Here is a 15,186-nt window from a genome sequence, read left to right as displayed (position 1 = left end):
ATTATTTTAATGTATAGCGTTCTGAACGCTTTTCTAACATCTGTTGTACGATTGATAATAAGAAACAAATAACCCAGTAAATAAGACCTGCTTCAAAATAAACAATTAAAAACTCGTAGTTCATCGCCGCAATTTCCTGCGCTTTTCGGAACATTTCTGTTACTAAAATTAACGATGCTAATGAAGTATCCTTCACTAAGCTAATAAATGTATTTGAAAGCGGCGGGATTGATACGCGCGTTGCTTGTGGTAAAATAACACGTTTTAATGCTTGTGGATATGTCATCCCAATTGTATAAGCTGCTTCCCACTGCCCTTTCGGAATGGAAAGGATAGAAGCACGAATAATTTCAGATGCATATGCACCGACATTTAATGAAAATCCAACAACTGCTGCTGTATATGGCTCAACTTCAATATTAAGAGTTGGAAGACCATAGAAAATAATAAATAACTGTACAAGAAGTGGTGTTCCGCGAATGATAGATACATAGATACGAGCAATCCATTGTAAAATACGACTACCTGAAATACGTGCGAGCGCTGTTAACGTCGCAAGTATAAGACCGATAATAAATGTAATAAGCGTTAATGGAATTGTTGTAAAAACAGCTTCCTTCAGCATAGGCATGAAGGAAGTCTGCATAATATCTATCCAAGTAGACAATCGATCTGAAACTAATGCACTACTTAGATACATTTTCACCGAACCATTTTTTCGTTATTTTGTCATACGTACCGTCTTTTTTCATATCTTCTAACGCTTTATCTACTTCTTGTACAAGCTTATCGCTACCTTTACGGAATAAGAATCCACTTTGTGAAGCTTCTTTTTCTGTATCTACAATTTTAATTTTTGCATCTTTTTTCGTTTCTAAATAATTTAATACTGATAACTTATCATTAATTGTAAAATCAACGCGTCCTGAAGCTAATAATTCTGCCGCTTGGCTAAATCCTTCTACACCTTCGATTTCTGCACCGTTTTTCTTAGCAATATCTGCATAGTTACTCGTTAAAGATTGTGCTCCTTTTAACCCTTTTACATCAGCAAATGTAGCAGGCTTATCTTTATCTTTTGCGATAACTAATGCCGCTGAAGATGAAATGTATGGTTTAGAGAAATCGTATTTCTTTTGACGATCTTCACGAATACCAACTTCGTTTGCAACCATATCGAAACGTTTTGCATCTAGGCCAGCAAGTAAGCTATCCCATTGTGTTTCTTTAAATACAGGTTTTACACCTAAACGTTTTGCAACTTCTTCTGCTAATTCAACATCGAATCCAGTTAATTTATTGCTTGAATCGTGGAACGTAAATGGTGGATATGTACCTTCTGTACCAATTACAAGTTCACCGCTTTGTTTAATCTTTTGTAACGCGTCTTGACTAGCTGTATCTTTTTTCTCTTCTTTACCGCAGCCGGCTACAATCCCGATCGCTAATGTAGTTACTGCAAGCACTGAAAATAATTTCTTCATGATAGTAATCCTCCAAGTATTCTGATAGGAATTTAAAAACTATATTGATTGTATGCAATCTTGAACAATTTTTCAATGAAAATGTTCTTATTTAGTTTATCCTTTTTCTTCATAATCAAACAAAAGGGAAAAATAACGCTACATACAAAAAATAAGTAACATTTTTTAATATAGCATTTATGGAGAAAAAGGTAAAACAATACTTCTTATTTAACTGTCGTAATTCGCTAAAGAGTCGACATGTTCATCAATAAAAAAGAACTTGTGAAAATCACAAGTTCTCCTCCATGCATATTAAGCACTCTGATTGCCTTCCATTTGCGTTTTATACATATCGTAATAACGCCCCCGCTTTTTCATGAGTTCATCATGAGAGCCTTTTTCTAAAATGGTTCCTCTATCGAGCACAATAATTTGATCTGCGCTTTTAATCGTTGAAAGGCGGTGAGCGATAATAAATGTCGTTCTTCCTTTTTTTACAACTTCTAGTGCTTGTTGAATCATCGCCTCTGTTTCTGTATCAATACTAGACGTTGCTTCATCTAAAATTAAGATAGCTGGATCAAAAGCAAGCGCCCTAGCAAATGAAATAAGCTGACGTTCTCCAGTGGAAAGCGTACTTCCCTTTTCTGTAATTTCTTCATTTATATTATTCGCAAATCTTTCAGCACCAACATCATGCAATGCTTTTATGATACGCTCTTTTGAAATTTTTTCATTTTCTAAGCTTACATTGGAAGCGACCGTCCCGCTAAAAAGAAACGGGTCTTGCAGTACGATTCCCATATGTTCACGGGTTGCTTGTTTCGGCATCTCTTTTACATCGTGACCATCAATCGTAAGCTTTCCTTTTTCAAACTCATAAAATTGAAAGAGTACATTCATGATAGAACTTTTTCCTGATCCAGTATGACCGACAAGTGCCACTGTCTCGCCTTGTTTCGCTTCAAAAGAAATATTTTTTAACACTTCATCTTTTCCATTATAAGAAAATGATACATTATCAAATTTTACATTTCCTTTTAAACGAGGCATACGTTCTTCTTCTACCGGTTCCCCTTTTTCCTCTAACAATTCAAAGACACGTTCTGATGCAACGCGCGCTTGCTCTAAGTTTGCAAGCTGGTTCACCATATTCGTAATTGGCGAGAATAATCGTGTTAAATAATCGACGAACGCATACAGTACCCCAAGTGAAATAATACCTGTAGCACTTAATGACGCACCGCCGAAATACCAAATTACTCCTGTGAAAGCGATATTTCTTAATACGGCTACTAAGTTATGCGAAGTTGCTGCATTTAAATTTAAAATTTTATTTTGATACTTAAAATAATCGCCATTTAATTCTTCAAATTCTTTTTTCGTTTCACGCTCTTGACGGAACGCTTGAATAATTGGCATCCCTTGAATGGATTCATTCACTGTTCCGTTAATATCAGATAAGCGAGAGCGCATTTTATGATTGTATACAGACGCATATTTTCTATAAAGAATCGCCCAAACAATTAAAATTGGGATAATTAATAAACATAATGAAGCGAGCTTCACATCTAATAAAAATAACGCAGCGAATATCCCAATAATATAGATGATACTAGAAACGAATGTTGCCAGCACCGTTACATATAAATCACGAATGGCCTCTGTATCATTCGTCACACGCGAAACAATTTTCCCCGCCGGTAAATGATCAAAGTACCGAATTGGCAACGTTTGAATATGAGAAAAAACATCTTCCCTCATAATTTGAATAATTTTGTTCGCTGCCTTCTGCAAGAAGAACTGCTTTCCGTATGCAAATAATGACACGACTACTAATAAAGCGAAATAGCCACCACCAAGTAATAATAGACGGTTTATTTCTGGTTTATAAAATGCAAACACTTCTTCTTTCGTTAATACTTTCGCTTTATACACTTGCACCGCCTTACCATTTTGAACGGTAATCATATCCCCTTTTACAGTCCGTGACCCTTCCGCATTTACTTTATTCGGTACAAAATAATATTGAAAACCGACTTGCATTACGCGTACTTCTTTTCCTTTTTTCTCGCCTTGTTCAAAGCGATCACTTCGCTTATAAAAAGCCCCATTATACGAAACAGCATCTTCACTCTGTTCTGTTTCATACCAAGGTTTCTCTATCCCGACGATATGATCGTCAATCATCGTTTTAGCGACGAAAGGACCAGCAAGCTCTGCGATGACGAAAATAAATAACATTAACATCGCAGCAAAAATCGTCCCCTTCACTTTCATCGCGTATTGAAACAACCGTTTTGAAACGCTCATATTTTCACCCCACTATCCGCACTTTCACTTTCACCTTGTTGTCTTTCAAACTGCTCAGCATACCAGCCTCCCTTTTGGATAAGCTGATCATGCGTACCTTCTTCTATAACTGCGCCTTCATCCATAACGAGAATCCAATCCGCATGTTGCACTGCAGATAAACGATGCGTCGTAATAATCGTCGTCTTTCCACTTCTTTCCGTTCTTATATTTTCAATGATCGCTGCTTCCGTACGAGCATCTACAGCTGATAAAGAATCATCCAAAATTAAAATTTCTGGATTTTGAATAACAGCTCGTGCAATCGAGATCCTTTGTTTTTGCCCTCCTGATAAAGAAACACCTTTCTCTCCAACGAGCGTTTCTAACCCTTCTGGTAAAAACTCTAAATCCTTTTTAAACGCAGCAATTTCAATTGCTTTCTCTAGTTCTTCTTCAGTCGCTTCCCTATTTCCGAATAAAATATTTTCTCGCGCTGTTTTTGAGAACAAAATATGCTCCTGCGGTACATAACCAATCCAGCCGAGTACATTTTCATTCGTCATTTTATCTAAAGTCACATCAGAAACTGCAATATCTCCATCTCCAAGCGGATATTGGCGAAGAAGCTGACGTACAAGCGTCGTTTTCCCGCTTCCTGTTTTTCCGACAACCCCTAGCGTTTCTCCTTGCTTTAATGTGAAAGAAACCTTTTTTAAATTTTCTTCAGTTGATGAAGGATATGAGAAAGACACATCATCAAACTGAATATAATCCGGCTCTTGCACAAGCTTTGGATGTTTCGGATTCTTTACATCTGGCTCATACGCTAACGTTTCATTCACACGGTCAAGCGAAGCATTTCCTCTTTGCATAACATTAATTAATTCCCCAATTGCAAACATCGGCCAAATCATCATCCCTAAATACACGTTAAAAGAAACGAGTTCACCAAGCGTCACCTTTGACTGGAACACAAGGTATGCACCGTACACTAAGCCGATTAAATAACTAAGACCGACAAGCATTTTCACAGTTGGTTGGAATAATGCATCAATCTTTGCTACCTTCATATTTTTTTCGTAGACGTCATCTCCTAAATGATGAAATCTTTCCTCGTCTGCATTCTCTTGTACGTATGCACGAATAACGCGCACACCAGCGATTGATTCAAGCACTTTATCGTTCATATCACCAAACGCATCTTGTGCAACTGTAAATCTTTCATGCAATTTCTTTCCATATATATTCATCGCATACGCCATAATTGGAAGCGGAATAAGCGCTGCAAATGTAAGCTCCCAACTAATTGTAAACCCCATCATAAAGACAATCGTAAGCATATATAAACTAGAATCCACAAGCGTTAATATACCAAAACCAGCTGTCATAGCGATTGCTTTCAAATCATTTGTCGCTCTCGCCATTAAATCACCAGTACGATTTTTTTGATAAAAAGTCGGCGTCATCTTAAGTAAATGCCCCATAAATTTAGAGCGCATCGTTTTCTCAAGTACGAATGCACCGCCAAACAATTGATGTTGCCATACGAAAGTAAGGCCATATCCAACGATCGTAACCCCTATTAAAATAAGAATAGACTGTATAATAGCTTCGTTCGATAACGTTCCTGTTTTTATGTTATCTATCGTAACCCCTAACACTTTCGGGGGAATCACTTCAACTATATTCACAATTAAAAGAGCTCCAATGGCAATACTATATCTCTTCCAGTGCTCCCTAAAAAACCATTTTAGCTTTAGTAATACTGATAACAATGTAACCTCTCCCTTCTCGTTCTCGTTTACCTCTCATTTCTTTATCCACTATCCAGACCTATCACATTTACATTTCGTAACCCATACAATCTCATCACATTTTTCCACCTTCCAAAGTTTTTTATCGGAACTAAACAAGGGAAAATAAACAAAAAAAAGCATACCGCCGCTTGACGATATGCACAGGAATGCATAAAAAGCGTACGTTACGATATACGCAACGTACGCTTCTTATAAGACAAAGATGCCCTATATATCCGTACGGGTTGCGTAATGATATGAATGTTTTCTGCCATTTAACAGAGCTAAGCCCATTACATTTACGATTACAATCATTACGCACACCCCTTTCATTTATTTTCCATTTATAATCTTACAACTTTATTGAGTATTCTGTCAATTATTTTTTCACACTTTAAATAAAAATATATGATACACCATTTTGAAATAAGGGAATGTTCTGTAAGAAAGGGCATACAAAATAAAAAAAGAATAAGAAATCGTTTTCACAAACATTTCATTTGAAAAATGTTATCAAACCCCCTACAATCACCTTATACTCACTCTTACAAGTTGCTATTTTAGGAGGACTAATCATGACAACTAGCAATACGTACAAATTTTATTTAAACGGAGAATGGAGAGAAAGCTCTTCAGGAGAAACAATCGAAATTCCATCTCCATACTTACACGAAGTAATTGGACAAGTACAAGCAATTACTCGCGGAGAAGTAGATGAAGCAATTGCATCTGCAAAAGAAGCTCAAAAATCATGGGCTGAAGCTTCCCTACAAGATCGCGCAAAATACTTATATAAATGGGCTGATGAGCTCGTAAATATGCAGGATGAAATTGCCGATATCATTATGAAAGAAGTCGGTAAAGGATATAAAGATGCGAAGAAAGAAGTTGTTCGTACAGCTGACTTCATTCGTTACACGATCGAAGAAGCTTTACATATGCACGGAGAAAGCATGATGGGCGATAGCTTCCCGGGCGGTACAAAATCTAAGCTTGCGATTATCCAACGCGCACCACTTGGTGTTGTATTAGCAATCGCACCATTTAACTACCCAGTAAACTTATCTGCTGCAAAACTTGCACCAGCATTAATTATGGGTAACGCTGTTATTTTCAAACCAGCAACTCAAGGTGCAATTAGTGGTATTAAAATGGTTGAAGCACTTCATAAAGCTGGCCTTCCAAAAGGTCTTGTAAACGTAGCTACAGGACGCGGTTCTGTAATTGGTGACTACTTAGTAGAACACGAAGGCATCAATATGGTATCGTTCACAGGTGGTACAAACACAGGTAAACATTTAGCGAAAAAAGCTTCAATGATTCCACTTGTATTAGAACTTGGTGGTAAAGATCCTGGTATCGTTCGTGAAGATGCTGACTTACAAGATGCTGCAAACCATATCGTAAGCGGTGCATTCTCTTACTCTGGTCAACGTTGTACAGCTATTAAACGTGTACTTGTACACGAAAACGTAGCGGACGAGCTTGTTAGCTTATTAAAAGCGCAAGTAGCTGAACTATCAGTTGGATCTCCAGAACAAGATAGCACAATCGTTCCATTAATCGACGACAAGTCTGCTGACTTCGTTCAAAGTTTAGTTGACGACGCTGTAGAAAAAGGTGCTACAATCGTTATCGGTAACAAACGTGAGCGTAACTTAATTTACCCAACATTAATCGATCACGTAACAGAAGAGATGAAAGTTGCTTGGGAAGAGCCATTCGGCCCAATCCTTCCAATCATCCGTGTTTCTTCAGATGAACAAGCAATTGAAATTGCTAACAAATCAGAGTTCGGTCTGCAAGCAAGTGTCTTCACTAAAGACATTAACAAAGCATTTGCAATTGCTAACAAAATCGAAACTGGTTCTGTTCAAATTAACGGACGCACAGAGCGCGGCCCTGACCACTTCCCATTCATCGGTGTAAAAGGTTCAGGTATGGGCGCACAAGGTATTCGTAAGAGCCTTGAGTCTATGACACGTGAAAAAGTAACTGTATTAAACTTAGTTTAATCTTATAAAAAGAAGCTGATCTATAAATAGATCAGCTTCTTTTCTATATAAATACTTCCAAAAACGAAGTATTTCATTCTACTTCCGATTTGGTTTTCCAAATCGAACTAAAACATGCCATAATAATTTTAATTCCTGAAGCACTTCTTCATAAGTTCCACGATCACTCCAAGATAATGGATTGCACTTCAAATCCACTACAGCAGAGCCAATTATATTTGCATCGATACAATGATTCCGTGCAATGCGTCTTGCTAAAGATGGCATTTTTGAACCTCTAAAATCCATCGGAACTTCGTCTACCGCAAGTACAAAACCGATGTGCCAATACAAATCAATAGCATACTTCAGGCAAATTTCTTCTAAAACTCTTCCTACATCCGTACCCTTAAATGAAGGATCTGCAACAAGCGCTTCCACGTCTTCTTTTAGAGAAATCTCTCCATGAATCTGCGCTTCAATATAATGATTAAGATTACGGGCTGGCTCTTTGCTTACTACATCTATAAACGGCCCTTTCAGATTAGCCAGTAAATGATTAATTAATATTGTTGGAGTCAAATTTCCTTCACCAATTGCAAAATCTCTTACGAATGTCTCTTCCAAAAGAGCAGCTAAAATCATATCAAACTCCTCATAAGTCCCCTTTTCTTTCGGATCTTGATGCGAATCTAAATATGTATATGTAGAACGCGAAGAAACTTTTGGAGATAAGAGAAAATAACAGGAACCAAAACGCGGAGCTGGCCCATCTGGATGTAACATTAAATTTAGCGCTCCGTATTTTGGACGTTGATCATTCGTTACGCCTTCTAATTGATATGCCCCTCCAAATATTCTCTTTTCCCAAAGGTCACGTTCACCACCAGGATAAGCAGATACGCTTCCATTAGATAGCAATGTTTCAAACTGACTTTTATATACTCCTTGCTCAAATAGTGCTTCAGCAACACTTTTCTTACTCGAATCTAGTCTGTCTGGATGAAAGTGTAAAGCAATCCTTGCGTGAGATTTTAAATTAGCGACAGCCTCTTCAAATATTTCATCTGTAATATTTGACATTTTAAGTATATGATTAATCGTTGCTTTAGCCTCACGTTTTTCGTTCTCTGCATATTTTGAAATATACTCTAAAGCAAATAATTGAGATCTTGATAATTCCATAATCAAACCTCTCCTTTAATTAAAATGACCTTAATCATTTCAATTAAAAGCTTATTCTTTCCTTCTTATGAAACGAACCTCATTTATTTAAAAACGTAATTTACTAAATCTTAATTATGCATACACGCATTTTTCATAGGCAAATGTACACATTCTACAGAAATTTGATACCCTAGCCATCGCTCAGCAATATGTTCAAATGATAAAACAGATCCCGTTGTAAAAAAACGATGTTTCGGATTCAGATTGTCAGACAAAATTCCTTTGTGCTGTAAAATGGTGCTTAACTCTATCGCCGTTTCTTCTGCAGAACTAATAATCGTTATATCTTCTCCTAGTTCCTTTTTTATATAGGACTCTAAAAGTGGATAATGCGTACATCCAAGAATTAACGTATCTATATCTTCTTTCGTTAATGGAAGTAAAGCTTGTTTCACTTGCTGCGTGACATATGCTGTATCTTCTAATTGATTTTCTACAACTGTGGCTAAAGTCGGGCAAGCATAGCTATGCACTTCCAAATATGTATCCAGCTCGTGTAATGCTTTTTCATACATATTAGATTTTATCGTACCTACAGTTCCAATTACCCCGATTTCCCCTTTCTTTGTTACTTTAATTGCCGCTCTTGCTCCTGGATGTATAACGCCAATAACTGGAATGGAAAGTGCTTCTTGCAGCTCAGTCAATGCAGCAGCTGCAGCAGTATTACATGCTACGACTAGCGCTTTTAATGGAAACTGTTTGAGGAACTCAACCATTTCAAATACGAAAGATTGCACCTCCTCTACACTTCTTGGTCCATACGGGCAACGCTTATTATCACCAATATAATAAATGCTTTCTTTAGGCAATTGTCTTATAATTTCGCTCGCAACTGTTAATCCCCCAACTCCCGAATCTAGCACACCTATTACTGAATGTTTATGACATACAGACATTTACTTCATCCCCTTTTCAATCATCTAGCGCTAATAATATGTATTATATTACGAAAATTCAAATATCACATAACAACCCCTCTTACTTTTAATCACAAACTCTTCTCTATAATCTGATTATTACTATATCCATTGACGTATAAAAATTCATTTGTTACTCTTAAAGACGTTAATTTAATATTTAAATCCTCATTCGTATCTCGGTGAGGTAGAGGTTGCAATCATTAAGAGTATCATTTCAGGAGATGTAGTGGCATTGATGAAGGAATGAGAAAGGAATGGTTGCCGAAGTAAGTCGTGTCCACCATGCACGCTTGCTGGGTCTGCATTTAATAAGTGCAGAACTGTCACAAACGTTTCGTTTGTGGAGAGCTATCGAGAGGTATGTCGTGGGTTTCTTATAAGATAGAAAGCATGTAGCGGCAAATTACATGCTTTTTTTGTTTTGTTTGGGACTTCTCTTCCTAACTCAGGAAGACATACATATCTCCTCGCTTGACTTGGTTATACTAACTTTGGAGGTATTTTCTATGCAACAAAAAAAATGGGGCTTTTGGGTACTAACAGCTTTCGTTGTCGGTAACATGGTTGGCGCTGGTATTTTCATGGTGCCAAGTACGTTGGCACAAACAGCAAGCCCACTCGGTGTCACTTTAGCTTGGTTAACTACAGGGTTTGGTGTTTTAATGCTAGCTCTTGTTTTCGGTAATTTAGCAATTCGTCGTCCTGATTTAACGACAGGGCCACAAAGTCATGCATATGCTTTATTCTCAACACCAAAAAAGAAAAAAATGGCTGGTTTCAGTATGGTATGGGGATATTGGGTTGCAAACTGGGCAAGTAACGTTGCCATCATTACATCATTTGCGGGATATTTATCACTCTTCTTCCCAATTATGAAAGATACGCGACTACTATTTTCAATCGGTTCGTTTAACGTAGAAGTCGGAAAACTAATTACATTTACGATTTGTTCCATCTTACTTTGGGGAACTCATATTATATTAACAAACGGTGTAAGCGGAGCTGGAAAACTAAACTTCTTAGCAACAACAACGAAAGTAACTGGATTCCTTTTATTCATCGTCGTTACGTTATTTGCATTCGAAGCTTCTAAATTTGGACAATGGTACACACCGATGATTGATAAATCAGGGGCATCACACGGTCTTCTTTCACAAGTGAATTTAGCTGCTCTTACAACACTTTGGGCGTTTATCGGAATTGAATCAGCCGTTCTTTTATCAAACCGTGCTGTTTCTCCAAAAACGGTAAAACGCGCAACAGTTGCGGGATTACTTATTACAGTTGCCATCTACTTAGGAATTACAATTTTAACAATGGGTGTACTTCACGTTGATAAATTACAAGCTTCTGAACGTCCATTAGCAGATGCACTAAACGCTGCAATGGGTCATGGCGGCGGGAAACTGATGGCATTACTTGCTCTTACTTCCCTGTTCGGTTCTATCTTAGGCTGGATTTTATTAAGCTCAGAAGTACCTTATCAAGCAGCAAAAGAAGGTTTCTTCCCTTCCTTCTTCACGAAAACAAATAAAAAAGGAAGTCCAATTTACTCATTACGATTAACAAACATTATGTCGCAAGTATTCCTATTCTCAACATTATCAGGAACCATTGCGGAAGCTTATACATTCGTTATTACCGTATCAACACTGGCCTACCTCATTCCATATCTCGTTTCACCAATCTTCCAGTTAAAACTAGTCGCAACTGGTGAAACATATAAAAATGAAATGCGGGCAAGAATTACAGATGGCATAGTCGCAGTTATCGCACTTTGCTACGCACTATGGGTTATTAAAACGGGCGCATCCGATATAAAAACGTTCCTTCTCGGAATTGGTTTATTCGTAATCGGATTTGCTTTCTATCCATTAATGAATCGTGATCAGAAAAAAAATAACGAAAAGAAAAACGGGCAAGTTGCATAACGCAATTTGCTCGTTTTTTCTTTTGTAAAACATATATAATAGAACAAAGAGGTGAAAAACATGTCAATCGAATCGCTATGGAGCAGTCGCTTCCAACAACATATTCAAAATATCATTACATACTTTGCACGTATGATTAACGGTTTACTATATAGCTTTATCTTTATTTCATGCGTTGGTGCATATTATTATGCTCAGTTTCTAAAAGCATCTCCTTCTAAAGGAATATCTTTAATAATTATAACGATTGTACTTACATTCATTATAACGAGATGCCCTATCCGTACATTTATTCAAAAACCTGATGCTGTCTATTTACTAGCACTAGAAGAGAAATTAACATCTTATTTTAAAAAATCTCTTCTATACAATTACATCATGCAGCTTTTCCCATTGTTATTTACGTTCCTTATTCTCGTTCCACTTGCTATGCAATCATTGCAATTAACTGTACCTTTTTTATGTACAATCTTTATCGTGTTAATGATTACGAAAGCCTGGAACATGTACATACATTGGATGTGGCGTGATAGTCACGAAAAAAATATATGGCTAATCATTCGTATTACTTGTAACGCCCTAATCATTTACATGCTGTTTTATTCCGCAAATGTTCTCATATTGGGCGGACTACTCTTACTACTTGCTTTCCTACTTCTATATACGAAAAAACAGCCTACAAAACGAATACCGTGGGATTACATAATCGAGCAAGAAGAAAAAATGAACGTTCGTTTTTATCAATTTGCTAGCATTTTCACAGATGTTCCGCAACTGAATAAACAAGTAAATAAAAGAAAATGGCTTACAAATTGGATTGAACCTTTATTACATAAAAAACGAGCAACTTTCTTCTATTTACATACATTAGCATTTTTACGTGGAAATGATTATTTCGGTATATATATTCGCTTAGGATTGATCGGTGCCTTCGCCTTATATTTTATACCAAACATATACGTAAAAGGCGCTATCGCATATATCGTCCTATATATGATTTCTATGCAGCTCCGTTCCCTGTGGAAATATTTTTCGGGAAATATTATTGTAGCATTATATCCAATTGATACTGAAAAGCGAATGAATCAATTTCTTCACTTAATCTTTATATTGCTAAGCATTCAACTTGTTGTATTTTCAATTGTTATACTCATTGCTACAGGTCAATTTTTACATAGCCTTATCATTATGATTATCGGGTTACTTTGGATCAAATTTATTATTGTACCAAAAACGAAGCAACGCATTTCTTCGTTTTAACGAAAAGAATTATCTTAAAAGCCAAGGAGAAAATAAATGATCTCCTTGGCCTTTTTATTTTTTAATGTTAAACCTATCGTTCATACTTAATTAAAAACTTTAGGTATGTTACTCCTGTTTTTCTTAAGCTTAGAGTGCTATACAAACTCCCTTTCTTCCCCTTCATGTTTTAGGTTTTAATTATGATTTTTACATACAAAAATCATAATACATGTTTACGTCCTAATAAAAAGGGTATCTATTAAATTAACAAAGTAAAGGAGGGGCCTATATTGTGAATAAAAAAATGGAGCAATTGAAGCACCATGTTACGGATAATCAACGCAAACATGCTTTAACAACAAACCAAGGAGTAAAAATAGCCGAGGATGAATTTTCTTTAAAGATGGGCTTAAGAGGCCCAACCTTAATGGAGGATTTCCACTTTCGCGAGAAAATGACCCACTTTGATCATGAACGAATTCCTGAAAGGATTGTTCATGCACGCGGAGTTGGCGCTCATGGTTATTTTCAGCTTTATGAATCGTTAGAAGCATATACGAAAGCAGATTTTCTTACTAATCCTTCAAAGAAAACACCTGTATTTGTACGGTTCTCAACCGTTCAAGGTTCTAAAGGATCCAACGACACAGTAAGAGATGTACGCGGATTCGCCACAAAATTTTATACAGATGAAGGAAACTATGATTTAGTGGGTAATAATATGCCCGTATTCTTTATCCAAGATGCTATTAAATTTCCTGATTTTGTCCATGCAGTTAAACCAGAACCACATAATGATATTCCTCAAGGAGCTAGCGCTCATGATACCTTTTGGGACTTTGTTGCGCATAATCCTGAGTCCACTCATATGGTCATGTGGCAAATGAGCGACCGAGCTATTCCGCGTAGTTTACGAATGATGGAAGGTTTTGGAGTTCACACATTTCGACTCATTAACACAGCAGGAAAAGCCCATTTCGTAAAGTTTCACTGGAAACCTACCCTTGGGGTTCATTCATTAGTATGGGATGAAGCTCAAAGGATTGCTGGGAAAAATCCTGATTTTCATCGTCAAGATTTATACGAAGCAATTGAAAAAGGGGATTATCCTGAATGGGAGCTTGGATTACAGTTAATTCCAGAAGAAGATGAACATAAATTTGATTTTGATATTTTAGATCCAACGAAATTATGGCCAGAAGAAGAAGTTCCCGTAAAATTAGTTGGTAAAATGACATTGAACAAAAATGTTGATAACTTCTTTGCTGAAACAGAGCAGGTAGCTTTTCACCCTGGTCATGTCGTACCAGGTATTGATTTTTCAAATGACCCTCTTCTGCAAGGAAGATTATTCTCCTATACAGATACACAATTATCTCGTTTAGGGGGCCCTAATTTCCATCAAATCCCTATCAATCAACCCGTATGTCCTTTTCATAATAATCAACGTGATGGTATGCATCAAATGCAGATTCATCGCGGTCAAACAAGCTATCATCCTAACGGATTAAATAACAATCAACCTGCAACCGTCCAAGCCGAACAAGGAGGATATGAACATTATCAAGAAAAGATTGATGGGCATAAAATTAGAGGTCGTAGTAAAAGCTTTCTTAACTTTTATTCTCAGGCTAAACTTTTCTACAATAGTATGAGCCCTATTGAAAAGCAGCACATAAAAGAAGCTTTTTGCTTTGAAGTTGGGAAGTGTAAATCAGACATGGTGAAGGCAAATGTAATTGCTCTCCTAAACCACGTCGATCGTCAATTAGCACAAGAAGTCGCTAACATTGTTGGAGCTCCTTTACCTAAAGAAAATCACGAAGTAAATTCAGATGCAAAATCACCTGCACTAAGTATGTCCAATACTATTTTTAAATCTGATTCTAAAAATGTCGCAATTCTATTAAATGGTGACCCAAGCGTCTCCCTTCTGTCCGAATGGATTCAAGCTTTTGCACAGCACCGAATGAACTATAGCATCATAGATAATAAAATTTATCATTTCAATGATTCCATTAAAGTAACTGATACTTATACAACAACAGACTCTTCGCTTTTTGATGCAGTATTAGTGTTTAGTAGTGAGTCTGTCATTCACCCCCCTGTTTTAGAATTTACAGAAACTACTTTTAAACATTTTAAACCGATAGCTCATATCCTTAGTAATCCTCATGCTTTGGACAATAGTAAGATTAAACTGGATGGAGCAGGAGTTTACAACTTAACAAACACTTCAATTGAATCATTTATAGAAGGCATTGCCCAAGGAAGATTCTGGAACCGATAATATAATATAAGGAGCGGATTAG

Annotated in this window: 10 protein-coding genes and 1 riboswitch; of the genes, 4 read left to right on the top strand and 6 right to left on the bottom strand. The window is 36.8% G+C overall.

Annotated features, from left to right (window positions below; all coding sequences use genetic code 11):
- Position 1: 1 nt before the first annotated feature.
- The 4 genes from M1D73_RS04525 to M1D73_RS04510 all read right to left on the bottom strand — a co-directional run bounded on the left by M1D73_RS04525 (position 2) and on the right by M1D73_RS04510 (position 5,536).
- Complete coding sequence (locus M1D73_RS04525; protein WP_000281501.1) at positions 2-700, bottom strand: amino acid ABC transporter permease; 699 nt, start codon at positions 698-700, stop codon at positions 2-4.
- Positions 687-1,484 (bottom strand): amino acid ABC transporter substrate-binding protein, encoded by a 798-nt coding sequence (locus M1D73_RS04520; RefSeq protein ID WP_000732840.1) that lies wholly within the window; start codon positions 1,482-1,484, stop codon positions 687-689. The genes M1D73_RS04525 and M1D73_RS04520 overlap by 14 nt, the downstream gene beginning before the upstream one ends.
- A gap of 294 nt (positions 1,485-1,778) precedes the next feature.
- Positions 1,779-3,779 carry an ABC transporter ATP-binding protein gene (locus M1D73_RS04515; protein ID WP_121868512.1) on the bottom strand — a complete coding sequence of 667 codons (2,001 nt, stop codon included), beginning with the start codon at positions 3,777-3,779 and terminating at the stop codon, positions 1,779-1,781.
- Positions 3,776-5,536 (bottom strand): ABC transporter ATP-binding protein, encoded by a 1,761-nt coding sequence (locus M1D73_RS04510; protein WP_000953783.1) that lies wholly within the window; start codon positions 5,534-5,536, stop codon positions 3,776-3,778. Before M1D73_RS04510 ends, M1D73_RS04515 begins: the two co-directional genes overlap by 4 nt.
- Before the next feature lie 596 nt (positions 5,537-6,132).
- Here M1D73_RS04510 and gapN point away from each other — a divergent pair.
- Positions 6,133-7,572 carry an NADP-dependent glyceraldehyde-3-phosphate dehydrogenase gene (gene gapN / locus M1D73_RS04505; RefSeq protein ID WP_000213636.1) on the top strand — a complete coding sequence of 480 codons (1,440 nt, stop codon included), beginning with the start codon at positions 6,133-6,135 and terminating at the stop codon, positions 7,570-7,572.
- A 78-nt stretch (positions 7,573-7,650) separates the two neighbouring features.
- Here gapN and M1D73_RS04500 read toward each other — a convergent pair whose 3' ends face one another.
- Both M1D73_RS04500 and racE read right to left on the bottom strand, forming a co-directional pair.
- Entirely contained in the window at positions 7,651-8,736 is a 1,086-nt protein-coding gene (locus tag M1D73_RS04500) for a DUF3626 domain-containing protein (RefSeq protein WP_000423678.1), read from the bottom strand.
- A gap of 110 nt (positions 8,737-8,846) precedes the next feature.
- A complete protein-coding gene (racE, locus tag M1D73_RS04495; protein ID WP_025687296.1) occupies positions 8,847-9,677 on the bottom strand; it encodes a glutamate racemase in 831 nt (276 codons plus the stop codon).
- 201 nt (positions 9,678-9,878) lie between these two features.
- Positions 9,879-10,060: riboswitch (Lysine riboswitch) on the top strand.
- Between the two features lie 147 nt (positions 10,061-10,207).
- Between racE and M1D73_RS04490 the strand changes: the two genes are divergently transcribed.
- The 3 genes from M1D73_RS04490 (at position 10,208) to M1D73_RS04480 (ending at position 15,164) form a co-directional block, all read left to right on the top strand.
- Complete coding sequence (locus M1D73_RS04490; RefSeq protein WP_001186301.1) at positions 10,208-11,632, top strand: amino acid permease; 1,425 nt, start codon at positions 10,208-10,210, stop codon at positions 11,630-11,632.
- Positions 11,633-11,692: 60 nt separating this feature from the next.
- A complete protein-coding gene (locus M1D73_RS04485) occupies positions 11,693-12,892 on the top strand; it encodes an ABC transporter permease (protein ID WP_071740647.1) in 1,200 nt (399 codons plus the stop codon).
- 274 nt (positions 12,893-13,166) lie between these two features.
- A complete protein-coding gene (locus M1D73_RS04480) occupies positions 13,167-15,164 on the top strand; it encodes a catalase (RefSeq protein WP_001035773.1) in 1,998 nt (665 codons plus the stop codon).
- Positions 15,165-15,186 lie beyond the last annotated feature (22 nt).

The organism is Bacillus sp. PK3-067, from assembly GCF_056738645.1.
This window is presented reverse-complemented; position numbering and strand designations above follow the sequence as displayed.